This window comes from Pacificimonas pallii, assembly GCF_019204005.1.
Taxonomy (GTDB): domain Bacteria; phylum Pseudomonadota; class Alphaproteobacteria; order Sphingomonadales; family Sphingomonadaceae; genus Pacificimonas; species Pacificimonas pallii.
Window position 1 is genome coordinate 689,783 of record NZ_JAGSPA010000001.1, and the last position, 19,538, is coordinate 709,320.

A 19,538-nucleotide genomic window follows, 5' to 3' on the forward strand; every position below is an offset into this window, starting at 1 on the left:
GAGGAAGCGCATCCATGGCGGCAATGGTTTCGGCGGGATATTCAGGAACGCAGCTGGGGAAAAAGCTGGGTGTGAAGCATGGTGCGCTGACATGGCGTTCGGACATGCCGGATAGCGTTGCGGATGAAATCGACAGCTGGGAGGCGAAGCCGATACTTCTTGAACGGCCGCGGGCGCGGCTTGACCATGCGCATATTTTCGTGACGGCGCGTCAGACGCTCGCGGATCACCTCGAACGACTGCGGCCCGTGCTCGCCGATAATGGCATGGTCTGGGTGTCATGGCCGAAAAAGGCGTCGAAAGTGCCCTCCGAGGTCACCGGGGATACCGTTCGCGACATTGCGCTGCCAATGGGGTTTGTCGACGTCAAGGTCTGCGCCGTCGATGCCGTCTGGTCTGGCCTGAAACCTGTCATTCGCAAGGAGTTGCGGGGACAGCACCCAGCGATAAGCGACGTCATGATACCACCCATTGATATCTCATAACATCATGTAAGATTTGACAATTTCAACATGTTCCGACAGGGCGAGGCACATGGAGACGCATCAGGTTCACGACGATAATCACGAACGTGGCGGGCAACGTGGCCGCGATCAGCATCACGGTCATGCTCACGATCATGGCCATGGCGATCACGGGCATTCGCATACGCCCGAAGTGACGTCGAAAAATGTGCGTGCGGTGGGCCTGGCCGCCTTGTTGACCGGTGCGTTCATGATCGTTGAAGTCGCGGGCGGCATTGTCTCGGGCGCTCTCGCCTTGCTTGCCGACGCCGGACACATGCTGACGGATCTCGCCGCGCTCGCAATGGCGTGGCTGGCCTTCAGACTGGCGCAGCGTCCGGCAGACCAACACCGCACCTACGGCTTTGACCGGATTTCCGTCCTCGTTGCCTTCGTCAACGGCCTCAGCCTGTTTGTGATTGCGGGCTTCATAATATGGGAGGCCGCCCAGCGCTTCATACAGCCGGAGCCCGTTCTGGGCGCGGCAATGCTGATCGTGGCTGTGCTCGGTCTTGTCGTCAATCTCATCGCGCTGAAGCTGCTGTCGGGCGGGGATAGCGGCAACCTCAACATTCGCGCGGCGTCGCTGCATGTGATGGGGGACCTGCTTGGATCTGTCGGGGCCATCGCCGCGGCGGTCATCATCTTGACGACCGGCTGGTATATTGCGGACCCCATTTTGTCAGTTGTCGTCGCGCTTATCATTTTGAAAAGCGCATGGGCGGTGACGAAGGCATCCGCGCATATCCTGCTTGAGGGGGCACCAGAGGGGCTCGACAGCCATACGATTGCCGACGATCTGATCGCGCATGTGCCGGACCTGGTCGCCGTCGATCATGTCCACGCCTGGTCGATCACACAGGCGCGCCCGATGGTCACTCTACACGGCACCGTTGAAACGGGGATACCGATTGGACCAATATGCGCGGCGATACGCGCACGGCTCGCCGAACGCTTCGATATCGATCATGCGACGATTGAAATCAGCAGTGTGGCACACCCCCGGACAGGTGCCGCCTGCGACAGCGGGCACCGCCCTGCGGGAGCGTAAGCGGCTAGCGCGTCGGGACCGGTGTTTCTCCGGAATAATCGTAGAACCCGCGACCTGATTTGCGGCCCAGCCAGCCTGCCTCGACATATTTCGACAGCAAAGGGGCGGGGCGATATTTCGGATCGCCGGTTTCGCGCTGCATGACCTTCATGATAGCCAAAAGCGTATCCAGACCGACGAAATCGGCCAGCGTCAACGGTCCCATCGGGTGATTCGCACCAAGGACGAGGCCCTTGTCGATGTCCTCGACCGTGCCGGCGCCTTCGCTGAGCACGAAGATCGCTTCGTTTATCATCGGGCAGAGTATCCGGTTGACAATGAAGGCGGGGCGATCTTCAGCCTCGATCGGCAGCTTGCCGATATTTTCGCAAAAAGCGCGCACGGCGGCGATGGTTTCACGGCTGGTCGCCAGGCCGGGAATGATCTCAATGAGTTTCATCACCGGGACCGGGTTGAAAAAGTGCAGCCCCAGGAACTGCTCCGGCCGGTCGGTGTGCGCCGCCAGACCCGTGATCGAGATCGATGACGTGTTCGTGGCAAGGATCGCTTCGGGTTTCGGACGCAGCATGGAAAAGATCTTGCGTTTAATCGCCTCCGCTTCCGTCGCCGCTTCGATAATGAAATCGCAATCGTCAAAGTCGGCCAGATCGGCCGTCGGCTGAATACGCTCAAGCGTGGCTTTCGCAGCCGCCTCTTCCATCTTGCCGCGCGCGACCAGTTTCATCACGCCGGTTTCGATCCGGGCCTTGCCGGCAGTGGCGAGGTCAAGTTCCAGATCGGACATGATCGCCTGATATCCCGCCTGCGCGGCGACCTGAGCAATGCCGCGGCCCATCTGGCCACTGCCAACAATACCGATTTTCTTCATGTCACATCCATTTGATTTGTGCGATGCAGCATGCCCTTCACAATTTTGCCCGGAAGGTCAACCGATGCACGTTCATCTTGCCCTGTGCAGTGTGCTGACACTTGGAATCGCCGCCCCCGTCGCCGCGCAGGCAGCGAACATGTGGTCCTATTTCACCGATGCCGAAAAGACGTCTCTGGTTGATACGGTGCGGATCGAGGGCAAAGACCCGGAACCACTGATCGCCGGGTTTAGCGGCCTGTTTCCGCCCGACGTTCCGGCGATCGCTGCGGCGGCAGAGGCGGGCCTGTCGAGTCATTTTGCCGATAGCGGGTTATGCACAGATGCAGTGGTGGCGGCACGACCCAGACCGCATCCATTGATGAACGATATTCGTGCGGGAAACATGGTACGCGCCCGACAGATCAGCCGGGCATTCCTCGTTGACGCGGATGTGATGGCATGCGGGGACGTATCGCGTGCGTCTATCGTCCTTCTGGAAACCGCGGACGGATTTCTGTCGGTCCTGCCAATACCGGGAGGCAGCGAAACCTGGCTGACTCTGCGGCAGGACCTGATCGGCAGGGTCAGCCTTTATATGGCGGTGAGGCTGCAAGAAGATTGCGCGCCGGAACAGATGAAGGAGACGTTCCGGATTGAAAATAGTGACGTTGCTGAGCGGGCTGATCTCGGGCCCAGAATTTTCGGCGGCTATCTGACCGGCCGCTGGACGGAGCAGTGGCAGATATCCGCCTGCGGTCATAGCTTCAACTTTGAGATGAAGTTGACCGCAGACGGCAAGGGCGGGGCATATTTTAGTCTTACTGACCTAAATGACCCGGCCAGAAAAAACGCGCGACCGGTCGAATGACCCGCCGCGCGTCTCTTGCTGGATTTCAGACCGACTAGATCTTGCCGGTCAGTTCCGGAACCGCCTCGTACAGGTCTGCGACAAGACCATAATCCGCAACGGAGAAAATGGGTGCATCCTCATCCTTGTTGATGGCGATGATGGTCTTGGAATCCTTCATGCCGGCCAGATGCTGGATGGCGCCTGAAATGCCGATGGCGATGTAGATTTCCGGGGCGACGATTTTGCCGGTCTGGCCGACCTGATAGTCGTTCGGGACATAGCCCGCGTCGACCGCCGCGCGGCTGGCACCAACGGCGGCGCCCAGCTTGTCGGCGAGCGGTTCGATGTATTTCTCGAAATTCTCGCCCGACTGCAGCGCGCGGCCACCCGATACGATAATGCCTGCGCTGGTCAGCTCGGGGCGCTCGCTTTCGGCGATTTCCGAGGAGACGAAGCTCGACGTGCCGCTATCGCCTGCGCCGGAAATAGCTTCAATGGCGGCAGAGCCGCCCTCCGTCTCGGCCTTTTCAAAAGCCGTCCCGCGAACGGTAATGACTTTCTTCGCGTCCGACGACTTCACCGTTGCAATGGCGTTACCGGCATAGGTCGGGCGGTCGAAGCTGCCATCGTCGTTGATCGAGATGATTTCCGAAATCTGCTGAACGTCCAGACGTGCGGCGACGCGGGGCAGAACATTCTTGCCGGTCGTGGTCGCAGGCGCGAGGAGATTGTCGTAATTCGACATCAGGCCATCGATCAGCGGCGCGACATTCTCTGCCAGCGCGTGGGCATAAGCCGCGTCATCGGCGTGCAGGACCTTGTCCACTCCCGGCACCTTCGCGGCGGCGTCCGCGACAGCTCCGGAGCCGGAACCTGCGACAAGAACATGGACGTCTCCGCCCAGTTTCATGGCTGCGGTGACGGCGACAAGCGTTGCCGCGCCGAGTGTCTGATTGTCGTGATCTGCGAGTATGAGGGTGCTCATGCGACGGCTCCCAGTTCCTTGAGTTTGGCGACGAGGGTATCGACGTCGGGTACGATTTCCCCGGCCTGGCGCTTGGGTGGCTCGGTAACCTTGACGACTTCCAGGCGCGGCGCGGTATCGACGCCGTAGTCCGCCGGAGTTTTCTCATCGATCGGCTTTTTCTTGGCCTTCATGATGTTGGGCAGCGACGCGTAGCGCGGCTCGTTCAGGCGCAGGTCGGTGGTGATGATCGCGGGTGTCGACAGCGCCAGCGTCTCAAGGCCGCCATCGACTTCGCGCGTGACATTGACCTTGTCGCCCGCAACTTCGACCTTCGACGCGAAGGTACCCTGCGCCCAGCCGAGCAGCGCGGCCAGCATCTGGCCGACCTGGTTCGAATCGTCGTCAATGGCCTGCTTGCCAAGAATGACGAGATCGGGACTTTCCTCTTCGGCGATCTTCGCGAGGATTTTCGCGACCGCGAGCGGTTCCGGCATATTTTCGGAAACAACAAGGATGCCGCGATCCGCGCCCATGGCGAGGCCGGTACGCAGGGTTTCCTGCGCCTTTTGCTCGCCTATGGACACGACGACGATTTCCGCCGCGGTTCCCGCCTCTTTCAGGCGCACCGCTTCTTCGACGGCAATCTCGTCGAATGGATTCATGCTCATTTTGACATTGGCGAGATCGACACCCGACTGGTCGGCCTTCACACGTGGTTTGACGTTATAGTCGATGACCCGTTTGACGGGCACGAGGATTTTCATCGGTGGGCATCCTTTCGGTTGCGGAGAAACCAAGCGCGATTGCACATCGCGCAAGCTGACGCCCCTTGAAACAGGGGTATTCTGCCTGTCAACGTGTCAAAGACGCTAGTTGGTTCCGTGTCCGCGAAAATCTGCGCGGCCATCAATGCCGGAAATGACGAAAAATACGAAAGATAGACTGGCATGCTCGAACGGATCATCATCGACGAGACGGAACTGCTAAGCGGCGGCACGCTAAGGCTTGTGCAGCGCGGCGAGGAATTCGTCATTATGCTGTACCGCGCCCGCGAGGGTTGGACCGAGTTGATGAGCTCGCGCCGGGGCGGGTCGGAGGCGGCGCTGGCGACAGAAGCGCTGAAAGGCACTGCGGCCGATGCGCATGTTCTGATTGGCGGCCTTGGGATGGGCGTGACCCTGCGTCAGGCGCTGTCGCTCGTGGGGAAGAAGGCGCGGGTCGTCGTGGCCGAACTCGTCCCCGAAGTCGTGCAATGGGCAAAGGGGCCGATGAAGGGCGTCTTTGACGGCGCTCTTGATGATCCGCGTGTCCGGATTGTCATCGATGACGTCGCCCTGGTCCTGGAAGACGTACCTGAAGGCGGCGCGTCCGGAGGGGCGCGGGGCTATGACGCCATCTTATTGGACGTTGATAATGGTCCGGATGGCCTGACCCAGGCGGCGAATTCAGGGCTATATTCGACGCGCGGTCTGTCACGGGCGAAAAAGGCGCTCGCCCCGGGCGGGGTATTGGCGATCTGGTCTGCGAACGACGATCCGCGCTTCACCCGGCGGCTGCAGCAGGTCGGATTCGCTGTCGAAACGAGCGTTCACCGTTCTGGCGCACGCGGCCGCGGCGCACGCCACATCATCTGGCTGGCGCGCCGAGCCAGTTAGGAGCGGCAGCGAAAGAAGCGTGGTGCCTGAAACACGCATTCCGCCATTTGTCCGCCGCGGCTGAAGCGGACGCGCGCTTCTGTGCTGGTGCCCGCGACGGCGGTTTCCAGCCCATCGACGGAAGTGATCGCCTGGTCGTTCACCGATTCGATAATGTCGCCAGTGCGCACGAAGTTCAGGCGCGCTGCGGGTGCACCGCGCGTCAAACCCGTCACGATCACGCCGCTTTCCGGAAGATCCGTACCAAGCTCGCTGGCAAGGCGCGGGCTGAGGTTGGCAACCTGCACACCGGTCAGGATATGGTTACCGGTCAGCATGGTCTCATCGCGCGGAGGACTCTCTGGCGGCTCGATAAGACGAAGATCGACGCTAAGTTCGCGGTCCCCGCGCAGGACGCTGAACTGGACCACTTCGCCAAGCGGCCTGCTGCCAGCAAGATAGCGCAGCGTGCCCGGGTCGGTCGCCGCCTGGCCGTTAATCGCCGTCACGATGTCGCCGACCCGCAGACCCGCCTTGGCGGCAGGGCCGCCGACACTGACCTTGCGGATCAGAACGCCTGACGGTCGGTCGAGGCCAAGGCTCGCCGCAAGCTCTCGGGTGACGGCCTGCGTATCGGCACCCAGCCATGGCCGAACGATGCGGCCCGTCTTTGCACCCGCAAGAAACTGCCGCACCATGTTAACCGGAATGGCAAATCCAATGCCGTTCGATCCACCGCTGCGGGAATAAATGGCGGTGTTCACACCAACCAATGTGCCGTCAAGGCCGATGAGCGCCCCGCCGCTATTGCCGGGATTGATCGCAGCGTCTGTCTGTAAAAAGAACTGATAGTCGCTGATCCCGACACCCGTGCGGGCGACGGCGGAGATGATGCCGCTTGTGACCGTCTGACCGACACCGAAGGGGTTCCCGATGGCAACGACGATATCGCCAACCTCGGTGCGCTCGGAATCGCCAAAATCCACGGTCGGCAGTTGCACGCCCTCGGTGCTGACCTGCAAAAGCGCCAGATCGAGCTGCGCGTCGGTGAAGACCAGTTTTGCGGCATATTCCCGCCTGTCGGCCAGGGATACGAGGATCTGCTCCGCGCCGTCGACAACGTGATTATTGGTAATGATGAGACCGTCCTGGCCAACGATAACGCCTGACCCGAGCGACTGCTGTGTGCGCGGCGGCGCGGACATGCGGCCGCGGCCGAAAAATTCGTCGAAGAATGCCGAGCGGCTGCGGCTCTGCACGCGCCGGGCGGTATAGATGTTGACGACCGCCGGCGCGACCTGCTGCACCAGCGGCGCATAGGAAAGCATCACCTCTTCCCTGCTGCCCGGCAAACGGCGCATGGCCTGGCTTTCATCGGCGGTGTCCCGTCCGTCCGCGCCTGGCTCAAGAAGGGACTGCGCGGTCGCTTCGGGGAGGACCTTGTCGATCGCCATGGCAAAGGCGAGGCCGGCCAGAAGGCCGCACACCAGCATCAGGATCTTTCCGGTCTTCATGATTTACGCTCCCGCATCCGGTGATCGTGACATGTTCCTTACGAAGTCGGTCAGCGATGCCCCCCGGCGTGTGCGACGCAGGCGCTCGCCATCGACGACCTTTCGTACATCCGCGAAACATGACGATAAATGGTCGTTGATGAAAACATAATCATATTCGGCCCAGTGACTGATTTCAGCCTCCGCGCGGTCCATGCGTCCCGCGATCACATCGTCGCTGTCGGTGCCGCGAGATCTGAGGCGGCGTTCCAGTTCCGCCATTGAAGGGGGCAGGAGAAAAATGGACACAATGTCTTCGCGCATCTGCTGTCTCAGCTGCTGCGTACCCTGCCAGTCGACGTCGAACAGCATGTCCTTGCCGGATGTAAGCGCCTCCTCGACAGGCGCGCGCGGTGTGCCGTAGCGGTGGTCGAACACATGGGCCCATTCGATAAGGGCGCCCGTTTCGACCAGGGTATCGAACTCGGTTTCGGATTCGAAAAAATATTCGCGCCCATGCTCCTCCCCCCGGCGCGGCGCGCGCGTCGTTGCCGATATGGAGACGCGCATGTCGGGTTCCGCCTCCAGCAGCATGCGTGCCATGGTGGACTTCCCCGCTCCGGACGGAGATGACAACACGAACAGAATTCCGCGGCGGTTCATGGATGCCTCCTGCGCTGCCGTCGCTGCGGTTTCAGCCAATCATGTTCTCGGGACGGACGATTTCGCGAAAGCGCTCCTCGGTCACATAGCCAAGCGTAAGCGCCGATTCGACGAGGGTCGTCCCTTCCTTATGCGCCTTCTTCGCGATCTCCGTCGCCTTGTCATAGCCGATTTCCGGTACCAGCGCCGTGACCAGCATCAGCGAGCGCTCCAGAAGCTCCGCAATACGCGTCTCGTTGGGCGTGATGCCATCGACACAGCGGTCCGTGAACGACACGCTCGCATCCGCAATCAGGCGAATCGACTGAAGGACATTATAAGCAATGACGGGCTTGAAGACGTTGAGCTCCATATGCCCCTGCGCACCGCCGACGGTGACGGTGATATGGTTGCCCATGACCTGCGCGGCGACCATGGTCAGCGCCTCGCACTGCGTCGGGTTTACCTTTCCGGGCATGATGGAACTGCCGGGTTCGTTTTCCGGCAGTTGCAATTCGCCAAGCCCCGAGCGTGGACCTGAACCGAGGAGCCGAAGATCATTGGCGATCTTGTTGAGGCTGACCGCCAGCACGTTAAGCGCGCCGGACAGCTCCACCATCGTATCATGGGTCGCCAGCGCTTCGAATTTATTGGGCGCCGTTTCAAAGGGCAGGCCCGTCAGACGCGCCACTTCGGCCGCGAAATCCTCCGCGAACCCAGGCGCGGAATTTAGTCCCGTGCCCACAGCGGTGCCGCCTTGGGCAAGGCGATATACGCGCGGCAGCGTTGCCTCGATGCGCGCGATGCCGTCTTCGATCATGCGGGCATAGCCGCCAAATTCCTGGCCGAGTGTTACCGGCGTCGCATCCTGCATATGGGTGCGGCCAATTTTGACGATGCTCGCAAACTCTTCCGATTTTGCCTCCAGCGCGCCGCGCAGGTGCTCAAGCGCCGGTACGAGCAGTGAAGCGATTTCACGGCCCGCGGCAATGTGCATGGCGGTCGGAAAAGTGTCGTTTGACGACTGGCCGCGATTGACGTGGTCGTTCGGGTGTACCGGATCCTTGCCGCCGCGCGTGCCGGTCAGCAGCTCATTTGCGCGGCCGGCAATGACCTCGTTCGTGTTCATATTCGACTGCGTACCGCTGCCGGTCTGCCACACGACAAGTGGGAACTGATCGTCATATTCGCCATTGGCGACCTGTTCGGCGGCGTTCTGGATGGCCCTGGCAAGCCTTTCGTCGAGCCCTGAGCGCTCATTCACGATGGCGGCGGCGTGCTTCACGATCCCCAATGCGTGGATCAGCGGGACCGGCATGGTCTCATTGCCGATCGGGAAGTTGCCGATCGACCGCTGTGTCTGCGCGCCCCAATAAGCATCCGCGCGCACCTCGATGGGGCCAAAGCTGTCGGATTCGGTACGGGTTTCAGAAACGGCGGATTCGCTCATGGGTAGCTCCATTCAGACGTGTTTCCCGTTGGTACGAGAATGAGGACATGGGCGGCAGGTGCACGAAACGGCACGCCAGACCGACCCGGAAACTGACGCGGCCCTGACTATGCGGGCACGCGCACAGGCTCAATCATTTCTTGCGGAAATCGATGGAGACGACATTGTCCTTGGGCTTCTCGTCCTTGGCGGCGGCTGTCTTTTCGTCCTTCGCGCCGGCTGCGGGGGGCGCCGTATCCACATCCGTAGCTGGCGTTGAGGGGGCGTGCTCAGCCGATTTTGTCCTGGCGGCGTCATCGCCATCAACGGATTTCAACGCGGGCTTTGCCGCCGTGACGTCTGGCGGCGGAAACTGGAGCGCGAAATTCACGGACGGATCGACAAAGCCGGTCACGGCTGACAGCGGCACGACCAGCTTTGACGGCACCTGATTGAAACTGAGGCCGATCTCAAACCCCTCATGATCGACCTTCAGATCCCAATAGCGATGCTGCACGACGATTGTCATCTCGTCGGGATATTTCTCCATCAGCTGCGCCGGGATATTGACCCCCTCCGCGCGCGTCTTGAACGCGATATAGAAGTGATGGTCGCCAGGCAGCGATCCTTCCGATGCGATATTGGACAGGGTCAGATAGACCACGCCGCGCAGCGCGTCCTGCACATATTCATCATAGGGGATCAGGCTATCTGGCGGCGTCTCGTCGGTCATGGGACAATAGGTGACCCAGAAGCGGGTTTCGGTCAACCGCGAAGCGTCGCCGCGTGACTTTATAACCGGCCGGATAATCCGTGACGTCGCCTGGTTTCAATTGACGGGCCTGTATACATCCATAATGGATGTAATATGGTTTCCGGGGTCCTGGCACCGCGTCCGCTCGCGGATGGAGGTTTTTCGCTCTATCTCGACCTGTGCCGGTTTCTGGCGGCGCTTGCGGTGCTCCTGGGGCACATGTCGCAGGACGGCTATGCCATTCCATCGATATTCGAACGGCTGTCGCATGAGGCGGTGATCGTGTTTTTCGTGATTTCCGGTCTTGTCATCGCGCATAGCGCTGAGGGCCGCGACGCGCGCGTATATGCCGCCGCGCGCTTCAGCCGCCTATATGCCGTCATTATTCCCGCTATGCTGTTCAGCATTCTGTGCGCCGCCTTCATCACGTCCAGCGGCTGGCAACCGGGCGTTGCCGACCGCGGCGAATGGTCGTTTGCCGATCTTGGCCTGTCGCTCATGTTTCTTTCCCGCAGCTGGCTGGTCGACGCAAATCTGCCGCTTAACTATCCCTTCTGGTCGCTCTGCTATGAGGCATTCTATTATCTAATCTTTGCACTCCTCCTTTATGGCGGACGCCTGCGCTGGCTGTGGGCAGGTATTGCTGCGCTGATCGCAGGTCCGGCCATATTGGCGCTGATGCCGGCATGGCTGGCCGGGGTGTGGCTGCATCACCGGGGAGGGCGGCTGAGGAAGCATTCGCGTTTTGTGGCCGCGGTAGCGCTCATCGCGATCCTCGCCATTTGCCTGTCCGGCCTGCCCGATATCGTGCGCAAGGCGGTGCAAGGCGAATTTCCAATCTGGTATGTGCTGCGGGATTCGACCCCGGTGCTGACCGACCTGCCGATCGCGGCACTGTTCCTTATCCACCTGGTCGCCATGCGCAGCGCCGTACCGGGCATTCTCAGAAAATATGCGCGCGCGATCAAGATCTTGTCGGCGGCCACCTTCACGATATACATGTTCCACCGGCCGCTGATCATACTGCTGTCCGGGGAGCAGTTCGAGATGCTACATGGACCGGTCGGCAGCATAATCCTGTTGCTTGGTCTCGTTGCCGGCGGCATGGGCCTGTCGCAAATTCTGGAGGGCCGCTTCACCGCCTGGCTGCGCGGCCATCTGGCATTGGTCCTTCAGGCGCCGCCAAGACCAGTACGCATTTAGATATCCTATGATAAATGGAGGGCTTCTGTTGCCCGGTGCCCTCCGGACCGCTGGACTGACGCTTCTGTTACCCGGTGCGCCCCGAACCGTGCTTAAGTCGTACTAACCTAATCCTCGAAAAAGGACTTGGGTTAGGCGGCCATCGCAAATGCTTCGTTATCGTTAGCATTTATTGAGTTTGAAAACTTTTACGGCGTATTCAGGCCGGGCAAAACCACCGTCTTTCAGCACATGTCGATCCTATTTCAGCCCCATCAAAGACTTCGCCTTTTTCAAGGTCAGGCGAAGCCTGTGGTGGAGCTGCCGGGTACCGCCCCCGGGTCCAATATGCCTATTTCACGGCGCCATTTATCGCCATAGTCAGCCGCTAAGCCGACAGGACGAATATAGGCGAATTTACGAAAAAATCAATTGCCGCTCGATCGGGCCGGGGTGCGATAGGATAAGCTAGCTGGCGGCGTCCGGCAGCGCCACTTCATAAGGGTAGCCGTACTGACTGCAAAATCGAAGGAACACGGGGCCTGCGTCAGCATGTTTTCGCAGGATGGCAGCCGGATCGGCCTTTTCATGTTGCCATTTGCCTACAGAGGCCGGGCTCATGTCGCGCACGCCGTGCAGCGCCTGAATGATATAAGGTTCGAAATCGCCCTTGGACGCGTCAAAGTTTGCCTTGACCGCGCCAAGCCCGGGCGAACCGTCGCGCAGGGACAGGCCGAAACATTCTCCCAGCTGCGTTTCGATCTTGCCGGGCGACTGGACCAGCTCTTCGTAATTTACTGTCAGAAAGCGTGGCTCATCCGCCAAATGCGCGGCAAGATGTTCGCCCGCGCGTATCGAGCGGACCCAATGTTCCGGATCCACATAGGCGTCGTCGCTGTCGCTCGCGCTGTGACGGCTCAACATGACATCGCGCGGATCGCGGATCATCAGAATCAGCCCCATATCTTCCTGGCGTACCTTCGCGATCATCTCATCCGTTTCGGTGCGGTGGAACCAGCCGAAATTGCGTTTCGTGATCAGGTGATTCTGAGCATCAGATGCAGCATTCCGTTTCCTGAAGCGCGCGGCAATGTCGCGCCGTTCCGACAATGTTGGCGTGGTTGCCGAGCTTTCTTCCGGCCACAGTTCAACGCCTCGAAATGCGCTCATCGCGACATGCAGCATGGTGGTCCCACTGCGCGAGCAGCCGACAATATGTATCTGTCTGATATTCCCGCGGCGAAGAATGCGACGGGCCAGCCATGCTTTCATCGGTTCTTCCGTGTAGAATCAGCGATTGCGAGATAGCGCTGTAGCAGGCCTTCGTTAATGCGATCCCAATCAAATCGCTTGGAGCGCTCCCGCCCGGCGATGCCTGCAGCCGATCGGGCCTCCGCGTCACCCAGATAGAAAGCGAGCGCGTCGGCAGATTCGCGAATTGAATCGGGGGTCGTCAGCCTGCCGCTGACGCCCTCATCGACCAGACTTAGGCTGCCTGTTGCCCGCGCCGCGACCACGGGCAATGCGGATGCCATCGCCTCCAGCGTCACATTCCCAAATGTTTCGGTGGATGATGGATTGAACATGATGTCGGCACTGGCAAATGCCCGCGCAAGATCTTCGCCGCTCAGGAAGCCTGTGAAAATGCCCTGCGGCGCACGCTCCTCGATCCAGCTGCGCGCCGGACCTTCGCCGACAAATAGCGCGCGGTAAGCGATGCCCCGGCGATCCAGTTCCTTCAATGTGTCGGAAAAGGTGTCGAGACCCTTTTCAAGCACCAGACGCCCGACAAACAGGATCACGACCTCGTCGTTGCCAATGCCCTGCTGACGACGCCAAGCCATGTCGCGGCGATCCGGATTATAAAGATCGCCGTCAATGCCGCGGCTCCAGATTCTGACTTTGGAATTCATGCGCTGATCGGTCAGGACCGCAGCCATGGATTCCGATGGTGCGTAGATTTCTTCGCACTTGCGATAGAGGCGGCGCAGGCCCGCCTCGATAAACGTCTGCATCCACGCCGCTTTATAATAGCGGAAATAGGTCTCGAAGCGGGTGTGTACACTCGCGACAAGGGGCGTGTAATGCCGCTTCGCCCATGCCGCCGCCCTGTGCCCGATAATGTCAGGCGAGGCGATATGTATGACATGCGGATCGAATGCCTTGATGTCGTCGCCATTGCCGATCAGGCCAAAGCCCAAGCGATACTCGTCTCGTCCCGGCAACGCTACGGACGGCACGGAAACAAGATCTCCAGTCGCCTCGAATGGCGGATCCTCGATTGTCGGCGAATAGATGCGCACGCGGACGCCGCGTGAAAGCAGATGCGCCACAAGCCTGTTCAGGGCCTGATTTGCGCCGTCTTTCACATAGTTATAGTTGCCCGAGAACAGGGCAACGCGAAGATCTTCTGGCTGCATGGCCGCCGTTCTAGCGCCGCCTGCGACCAAATGCCAATGCAGCCGTCGTGCCTTAACCGCGTTTGGTTGCCATCTGCACATCCTGAATGAAGAGGGGAATCGCATGTCGAACAGCAACAGTTTCCGGACAAATCAGTATGTGAAATGGAGCTGGGGTGACGGAACAGCCAAGGGCCAGATCACCGAACGTTTCGAGCGGGAAGTGACACGCACCTTGCAGGGCAGTGAAGTCACGAAAAAGGGCGACGCAGACAATCCCGCATATCTGATCGAGCAGGATGATGGCGATAAGGTGCTGAAGCGCGGTTCCGAGATTGAGGCTGACCCCCAAAGCTAGAATTTACCGAACTTTCAGCCCGCGCCCAATTCAGCCGCTGGTTCACCGCCCGTTCTGCCACAATATCCATATGGAACGGCGCGCGTAACAGGCGAATGTATAAGCGTCATTCGAAAAGGGTCATTGGATACGGCCCTTAGATGATGCCGCGATCTGAAAGGTCCGCTCGCGCGGCGCTATCCATGCCAAGCAGCTCGCCGAGGATTTCCTCATTATGCTGACCGAGCTCTGGCGGGCCGGGCCATCTGATACTGCCCGGTGTCGCGGAAAGCCTGGGTGCGGGCGCCTGCATGACAAGATTTTCATGTTCGGGATGGGGTACCGTCTGAAGTGCATCGCGGGCAAGGAATTGCGGGTCCTGCAGCATATCCGGTGCCTTGTAGATCCTGCCGGCAGGTACGCCCGCACGTTCCAGAAGGCCAAGCAGGTTTTCGGTATCAAATGTTGCCGTCCACGCGGAAATCATGTCGTCAAGTTCCGCCTGATTGCGGCCTCGGGAAACGTGATCCCTGAAGCGGTCATCGGCGGCAAGTTCTGGCTTGCCCATGGCTTGTGACATGCGTGCCCAGACGCTGTCCTGATTGGCACCGATCAGGATTTCACCGTCTTTCGCCGGATAAATGTTTGACGGAGCAATGCCGGGCAGGATGGAACCGGTGCGCTCGCGGATGATGCCGCCGACGGTGAATTCCGCGACTGTCGACTCCATCATGGCGAGCACGGCTTCGTAGATTGCGGCATCGACCATCTGGCCTTCGCCGGTGCGCTCGCGGTGGTGCAGCGCCATCATCGCGCCAAGGCAGGCATAGGTCGCCGCGAGCGAATCGCCAATGGACAGGCCGACGCGGCTGGGCGGTGTCGACGGGTCGCCGGCGAGGTAACGCATGCCGCCCATGGCCTCACCGATCGAGCCATAACCCGCGCGTTTCGCATAGGGGCCGGTCTGGCCAAAACCCGATACGCGGATCATGATCAGGCGCCTGTTCAGCTCGTGCAGGCTTTCCCAGCCCAGCGACCATTTCTCCATGGTGCCGGGGCGGAAATTCTCCAGCAGGAAATCGGACTTTTCAGCGAGGCGGCGGACAATGTCCTGCCCCTCCGCCTCGCGCAGGTTTACCGTAATGCACTTCTTGTTGCGGGCGACGACGGACCACCACAAGGGGATGCCTTGGCCCCAGCCCCGCATCGGATCACCAGTGCCGGGCGGTTCGATCTTGATCACTTCCGCACCGTGGTCCGCCATCAACTGGCCGCAGAACGGACCCGCGATCAATTGGCCCATTTCAATCAGGCGAAGGCCCCGCAGGGCACCGTGCGCATCACTGCTCATCATTATCGCTCCTGGATCAAATTCGGCTAAATCCGCAGCCCCGCCGGGATGACTGCGTATAAATATGGCGTGAAATAATGTATACAATCTTTGTGCGCAGCCTCGTCACTTCTATGAATTTTGCAGAAATTGAATTTTTCTGCATACAATCTTGACGCGATCCGGCTGGTTGAAGAAGAAGTGCCTTCATGAGTGACTCGCTAGCGAACAATGTTCCCGCCGCCGCTGATCGCACGATCGACATCGTTGAGGTCGGTGCCCGTGACGGACTGCAAAATGAGCCGGAGGTCATCGGTACGGCTGACAAGGTCGCACTGATCACCCGCATGATGGATGCCGGGATCAGGCGCGTCGAGGTTGCGAGCTTCGTCCATCCGGAGCGCGTGCCGCAAATGGCCGATGCCGAAGCGGTCATCGAAGCGCTGCCGGATCGCGCGGACGTTTCCTATATCGGGCTATGCCTGAACAAGCGCGGTGTGATGCGCGGCATTGCCTCACGCGATGGCAATAAGCGCGGCATTGACGAAGCAGGCTGTGTCATCGTCGCCAGCGACACATTCGGCCAAAGGAATCAGGGCCAGAGCATCGAGGATGGCATCCGCGAAAATCGCGAGATGATCCGCCTTGCAAAGGACAATGGACTAAAGGCGCAGGTGACCATCTCCGCCGCCTTTGGGTGTCCGTTCGAGGGTGATGTGCCCATGGAAACAGTCGTCAGGCTGGCCAGCGAGATGGCCGAAGCCGGCGCGGAGGAGATCGCGCTTGCCGATACGATCGGTGCAGGTGTCCCGGCGCAGGTGACGCAGCTGGTCGGGATGGTCCGCGATGCTGTCGGCGACATGCCGCTGCGCGTCCATTTCCATGACACGCGAGGCATGGGCATCGCCAATGCATGGGCGGCATATCAGGCGGGCGTAACGACGCTCGACTCCTCGCTCGGCGGTCTTGGCGGTTGCCCGTTCGCACCGAATGCGACCGGGAATATAGCAACGGAAGATCTCGCCTATCTTATGCAGACAAGTGGCATCGAAACCGGCCTGGATCTGGCGGCGGCAATCAAGGTCAACCACTGGTTCAAGGATGTCATCGGCAAGGACCTGCCCAGTGTCGTCTCAAGGGCGGGCCTTCCCGCAGGATGGGAAGCCCGAATGAAGAGAACAGCATGAGTGATCGCCCGGGTGTCGACGTCGGCGGCACCATTACCGGCCTGCCGCTACCGAGGCAGCCGGTTTGGGCCGTGCAGGCAAAGGCTGCCTAGCGGGAATTACCCTTCCCGGTCAGCGCCCTCATCAAGGGACCGTGCCATAATGACGTCGTCATACCGGTTCTCACCGACCAGAAAGCGGCGGCTCCCGATGAGGGCGAAGCCGCTTTTGCGGTAGAAATTGATGGCGCGTCCGTTGCGGGCGTACACGCCAAGCAAAAGCCGCCTGCATCCAACCTCTTTTGCATGCGCGATCGTAGTGTTCATCAGGTTCATGCCGACCCCGGAACCGTGAAATCTCGACAGGACATAAATGCGCTTGAGTTCGACATCGCCAGGCTGCGATTCGACATCGGGCAGGTCAGGCGTGCTGAGCGCCGCATAGCCAATCGGTGCACCGCGCTTTCCCTCGGCCAGCCATAGCGCGCCGTCATCACTCGCCAGCCGCGCGGCATAATCCGCTGCGGAATGCTGTGTCCGGCAGTGCAGCAGGATATCGCTGCCCGGCAGAATATCGGCAAAGCTTTCCAGAAATGTCGCCTGGCCGATCAGAGAGAGACGGCCTGCATCGGTTATTTCGGCGGTGCGAACAGTAATATCGGTATCGTGCATGGCGGCTGTCTGCCGCTGCGCGGCAGAACAGACAAGGTGGCACGATCATGGCTGTTCGGCGCTTTTGGCCGCCCCCGCCGCGCCCATCAGGCGCATTGCGGCGCATGCTGTCCGGTTCCGAGGCGAATGGAGCGGCTGCAGCCACACTGACGGCGAAAGAATGCAGGAAATTATCGATATATTGTGCAAGCACTTATGACGGCGGCACAGAGTATCCTGGCCCTTGTGTCGGCGCTGCACGAGCTCACCAATGCTGCACAAAATGCTGCACAAAATGCTGCGCAGCATTTTCTTGGGCGCACCCTTGAACAATGCCGGGATTGGCTACATCATGAAGCCGTTGCTGATGACAGGCGAAGCGCTGGACGTGCCGGGCGGTGAGGAGATGAACGAATGACCATCCTTCCCCATGAACGTATCGACTGGCCGAAGGGTGAAAACACCGCGCTGTCCATCGTCGTCAATGTGGAGGAAGGCAGCGAGATGACGGTCGCGCGGGGCGACCGCGGTATGGAGCCGGTCGACGAGCTTGGCATTCACATCAAGTCACCTATTCGCAATTACGGGAATGAATCGAATTATCTGTACGGCCTGAAGGCTGGCGCGCCGCGCGTTGTCGGACTTTTGGAGAAATACGGCGTCATGGCCAGCTGGACCGTCGCCGCCATGAGTCTTGAACGCTACCCCGACCTGGGCCGCGCCATTCGTCAGTTGGGCCATGAGCCGGTCAGCCATGGCTATCGCTGGATCCACCAGTTCAGGATGGACGAGAAGACCGAGCGCAAGTTCATCAGAATGGCGACAGAATCGATCGAGAGGACAACGGGTACGCGGCCTTATGGCTGGCTCAGCCGCTATCTCCATACAGACAATACGCGCCGCCTGCTGATCGAAGCTGGCTACACATATCACATGGATGATTATTCCGGTGACGTGCCGTTCTGGGACCGGGAAACCGTGCCTGGCACGCCGCTGACGATCATGCCATATCAGATCGATTCCAATGACATGAAGATGTGGACCGACCCTGCCTACAGTCCCGAAGCGTGGCTGGACTATGCGCGGCGCAGCTTTGATCAGCTGGTCAAAGAAGGTGCGGAGGGGGCCCCGAAATATGGCTCGCTCGGCCTGCACCTCCGCATCATCGGCCGTCCAGGCCGCATCTGGGCCTTTGAGGAGTTTTTGAAACATGTGACCGGGCGTGATGACGTGTGGATCGCCAGCCGCAAGCAGATCGCGGATCATTTTGCCAAAGTGCACCCGGCGTGACGGGCGCGGGATATCTCCCTCTTTTTCGAGGAAAGCCTATGGAAAGGTGCAGGCCGCGGCCCGGCGGCCCCTGCTTTCAAAATTCAACGGTGGTAGATGTGGATGGCCCGAACGGCGCCTCGCCGTCCTTCTCCCGTCGCTCTCTGGAAGGGCGCGGGGCGGTATGACGAAATATCTCCGCCTTGAGAAATCCGGCCGTATAGCAACGCTTCTGATTGACCGGCCGGAGAAGAAGAACGCTTTCCTGCATGAGATGTGGGCCGCGCTGCCGGGGCTTGTTCATAAGGCGATGGGGGATGACGAGGTTCGGCTGCTGATCCTGCGCGGCGCGGGCGGAGATGCCTTTTCCGCGGGTGCGGATATCGCCGAGTTTGGCGCGAAAGCGAGCGACGCGGCGTGGGGCAAGGCAAATCAGTCCGCCATTCGCGATAGCCAGTATGCACTCGCACGCGCGCCCAAGCCGACAGTCAGTTTTATCGAAGGGGTCTGTGTCGGCGGCGGATGCGGCCTGTCCATTGCCTGCGATCTTCGCGTGTCGGGGCCGAAAGCGCGGTTTGGCATTACCCCGGCGCGCCTCGGCATTGTCTATTCGCTGCACGATACGAAGCTGCTGGTCGATCTGGTCGGCCCGGCGCAGGCGAAGCGCATTCTGTTCACCGCAAAGCTGATCGGCGCCGCCGAAGCGCACCGTATCGGTCTCGTTGATTTTCTATCGGATGATCCGGCCGCTGCGCTTGGCGAGTTGTCGGAAGCGATCCTGTCGGCAAGTCCGCTGTCCATTGCGGGCACAAAGCGCAACGTTTCCCGCATCCTGGCCGGGCAGTCCGATGATGATGAAATGACATTGGCTGAATTCCGCACAACGTTTCACAGCGCCGATTACAAGGAGGGCGTGGCGTCGTTCCTTGGCAAGAGAGAGGCCGAATTTTGAGCGATCAGAAACATGACGGCATCATGTGCGTCACGATCCTGGTCCCTGGCCTTGAGGCGGGCAGGTGTTCCGGGCGGACG

21 protein-coding genes and 1 other RNA gene are annotated in these 19,538 nt (G+C 60.2%); 10 read left to right on the forward strand and 12 right to left on the reverse strand.

What is annotated here, in order from left to right:
• The first annotated feature begins 14 nt into the window (after positions 1 to 14).
• Positions 15 to 485, forward strand: coding sequence for a DUF3052 domain-containing protein (locus KCG44_RS03230; protein ID WP_255536281.1), 471 nt, complete (start codon positions 15 to 17; stop codon positions 483 to 485).
• Between the two features lie 49 nt (positions 486 to 534).
• Positions 535 to 1,554 (forward strand): cation diffusion facilitator family transporter, encoded by a 1,020-nt coding sequence (locus KCG44_RS03235; protein WP_218444165.1) that lies wholly within the window; start codon positions 535 to 537, stop codon positions 1,552 to 1,554.
• A 4-nt stretch (positions 1,555 to 1,558) separates the two neighbouring features.
• On the opposite strand, the gene KCG44_RS03240 is transcribed toward KCG44_RS03235, so the two are convergent.
• Entirely contained in the window at positions 1,559 to 2,422 is an 864-nt protein-coding gene (locus tag KCG44_RS03240; protein WP_218444167.1) for a 3-hydroxybutyryl-CoA dehydrogenase, read from the reverse strand.
• Between the two features lie 64 nt (positions 2,423 to 2,486).
• Here KCG44_RS03240 and KCG44_RS03245 point away from each other — a divergent pair, with 64 nt between their 5' ends.
• Entirely contained in the window at positions 2,487 to 3,272 is a 786-nt protein-coding gene (locus KCG44_RS03245) for a hypothetical protein (protein WP_218444168.1), read from the forward strand.
• A 34-nt stretch (positions 3,273 to 3,306) separates the two neighbouring features.
• Here KCG44_RS03245 and KCG44_RS03250 read toward each other — a convergent pair whose 3' ends face one another.
• Complete coding sequence (locus KCG44_RS03250; RefSeq protein WP_218444169.1) at positions 3,307 to 4,239, reverse strand: electron transfer flavoprotein subunit alpha/FixB family protein; 933 nt, start codon at positions 4,237 to 4,239, stop codon at positions 3,307 to 3,309.
• Positions 4,236 to 4,985 carry an electron transfer flavoprotein subunit beta/FixA family protein gene (locus tag KCG44_RS03255; protein ID WP_218444170.1) on the reverse strand — a complete coding sequence of 250 codons (750 nt, stop codon included), beginning with the start codon at positions 4,983 to 4,985 and terminating at the stop codon, positions 4,236 to 4,238. Before KCG44_RS03255 ends, KCG44_RS03250 begins: the two co-directional genes overlap by 4 nt.
• 183 nt (positions 4,986 to 5,168) lie before the next feature.
• On the opposite strand from KCG44_RS03255, the gene KCG44_RS03260 reads away from it, so the two are divergent.
• Positions 5,169 to 5,876: a spermidine synthase gene (locus tag KCG44_RS03260; RefSeq protein WP_218444171.1), complete on the forward strand. Its 708-nt coding sequence runs from the start codon at positions 5,169 to 5,171 to the stop codon at positions 5,874 to 5,876.
• Here the strand turns inward: KCG44_RS03260 and KCG44_RS03265 are convergent.
• The 4 genes from KCG44_RS03265 to KCG44_RS03280 all read right to left on the reverse strand — a co-directional run bounded on the left by KCG44_RS03265 (position 5,873) and on the right by KCG44_RS03280 (position 10,152).
• Complete coding sequence (locus tag KCG44_RS03265) at positions 5,873 to 7,369, reverse strand: Do family serine endopeptidase (protein WP_255536282.1); 1,497 nt, start codon at positions 7,367 to 7,369, stop codon at positions 5,873 to 5,875. The two genes, KCG44_RS03260 and KCG44_RS03265, sit on opposite strands and share 4 nt — an antisense overlap.
• Positions 7,370 to 7,372: 3 nt before the next feature.
• Complete coding sequence (gmk, locus tag KCG44_RS03270; protein WP_218444173.1) at positions 7,373 to 8,011, reverse strand: guanylate kinase; 639 nt, start codon at positions 8,009 to 8,011, stop codon at positions 7,373 to 7,375.
• 31 nt (positions 8,012 to 8,042) lie between these two features.
• Complete coding sequence (fumC, locus tag KCG44_RS03275) at positions 8,043 to 9,440, reverse strand: class II fumarate hydratase (RefSeq protein WP_218444174.1); 1,398 nt, start codon at positions 9,438 to 9,440, stop codon at positions 8,043 to 8,045.
• A 133-nt stretch (positions 9,441 to 9,573) separates the two neighbouring features.
• Positions 9,574 to 10,152: an SspB family protein gene (locus tag KCG44_RS03280; protein ID WP_218444652.1), complete on the reverse strand. Its 579-nt coding sequence runs from the start codon at positions 10,150 to 10,152 to the stop codon at positions 9,574 to 9,576.
• Between the two features lie 135 nt (positions 10,153 to 10,287).
• On the opposite strand from KCG44_RS03280, the gene KCG44_RS03285 reads away from it, so the two are divergent.
• A complete protein-coding gene (locus KCG44_RS03285) occupies positions 10,288 to 11,376 on the forward strand; it encodes an acyltransferase family protein (RefSeq protein ID WP_218444175.1) in 1,089 nt (362 codons plus the stop codon).
• A 53-nt stretch (positions 11,377 to 11,429) separates the two neighbouring features.
• Here KCG44_RS03285 and ssrA read toward each other — a convergent pair.
• The 3 genes from ssrA to KCG44_RS03300 form a co-directional block, all read right to left on the reverse strand.
• Positions 11,430 to 11,791, reverse strand: a transfer-messenger RNA (tmRNA) gene (gene ssrA, locus KCG44_RS03290).
• A gap of 32 nt (positions 11,792 to 11,823) precedes the next feature.
• Entirely contained in the window at positions 11,824 to 12,627 is an 804-nt protein-coding gene (locus tag KCG44_RS03295) for a sulfotransferase family protein (protein ID WP_255536283.1), read from the reverse strand.
• The gene (locus tag KCG44_RS03300) at positions 12,624 to 13,775 is read right to left on the reverse strand and encodes a glycosyltransferase family 4 protein (protein WP_218444178.1); all 1,152 of its coding nucleotides are present in this window, start codon (positions 13,773 to 13,775) and stop codon (positions 12,624 to 12,626) included. Before KCG44_RS03300 ends, KCG44_RS03295 begins: the two co-directional genes overlap by 4 nt.
• Before the next feature lie 103 nt (positions 13,776 to 13,878).
• On the opposite strand from KCG44_RS03300, the gene KCG44_RS03305 reads away from it, so the two are divergent.
• A complete protein-coding gene (locus tag KCG44_RS03305; protein WP_218444179.1) occupies positions 13,879 to 14,112 on the forward strand; it encodes a hypervirulence associated TUDOR domain-containing protein in 234 nt (77 codons plus the stop codon).
• Positions 14,113 to 14,248: 136 nt separating this feature from the next.
• Here the strand turns inward: KCG44_RS03305 and KCG44_RS03310 are convergent, their stop codons facing one another.
• Entirely contained in the window at positions 14,249 to 15,445 is a 1,197-nt protein-coding gene (locus KCG44_RS03310; protein WP_369411920.1) for a CaiB/BaiF CoA transferase family protein, read from the reverse strand.
• A gap of 185 nt (positions 15,446 to 15,630) precedes the next feature.
• Between KCG44_RS03310 and KCG44_RS03315 the strand changes: the two genes are divergently transcribed.
• Positions 15,631 to 16,608 (forward strand): hydroxymethylglutaryl-CoA lyase, encoded by a 978-nt coding sequence (locus KCG44_RS03315; RefSeq protein ID WP_218444181.1) that lies wholly within the window; start codon positions 15,631 to 15,633, stop codon positions 16,606 to 16,608.
• A 98-nt stretch (positions 16,609 to 16,706) separates the two neighbouring features.
• Here the strand turns inward: KCG44_RS03315 and KCG44_RS03320 are convergent, their stop codons facing one another.
• Positions 16,707 to 17,258, reverse strand: coding sequence for a GNAT family N-acetyltransferase (locus tag KCG44_RS03320; protein WP_218444182.1), 552 nt, complete (start codon positions 17,256 to 17,258; stop codon positions 16,707 to 16,709).
• Positions 17,259 to 17,508: 250 nt separating this feature from the next.
• Here KCG44_RS03320 and KCG44_RS03325 point away from each other — a divergent pair, with 250 nt between their 5' ends.
• The 3 genes from KCG44_RS03325 to KCG44_RS03335 all read left to right on the forward strand — a co-directional run bounded on the left by KCG44_RS03325 (position 17,509) and on the right by KCG44_RS03335 (position 19,458).
• Positions 17,509 to 17,655 (forward strand): hypothetical protein, encoded by a 147-nt coding sequence (locus KCG44_RS03325; protein ID WP_218444184.1) that lies wholly within the window; start codon positions 17,509 to 17,511, stop codon positions 17,653 to 17,655.
• Positions 17,652 to 18,527, forward strand: coding sequence for a polysaccharide deacetylase family protein (locus KCG44_RS03330; RefSeq protein ID WP_218444186.1), 876 nt, complete (start codon positions 17,652 to 17,654; stop codon positions 18,525 to 18,527). Before KCG44_RS03325 ends, KCG44_RS03330 begins: the two co-directional genes overlap by 4 nt.
• Positions 18,528 to 18,690: 163 nt before the next feature.
• Positions 18,691 to 19,458 (forward strand): enoyl-CoA hydratase/isomerase family protein, encoded by a 768-nt coding sequence (locus KCG44_RS03335; RefSeq protein WP_218444188.1) that lies wholly within the window; start codon positions 18,691 to 18,693, stop codon positions 19,456 to 19,458.
• Positions 19,459 to 19,538: the final 80 nt, after the last annotated feature.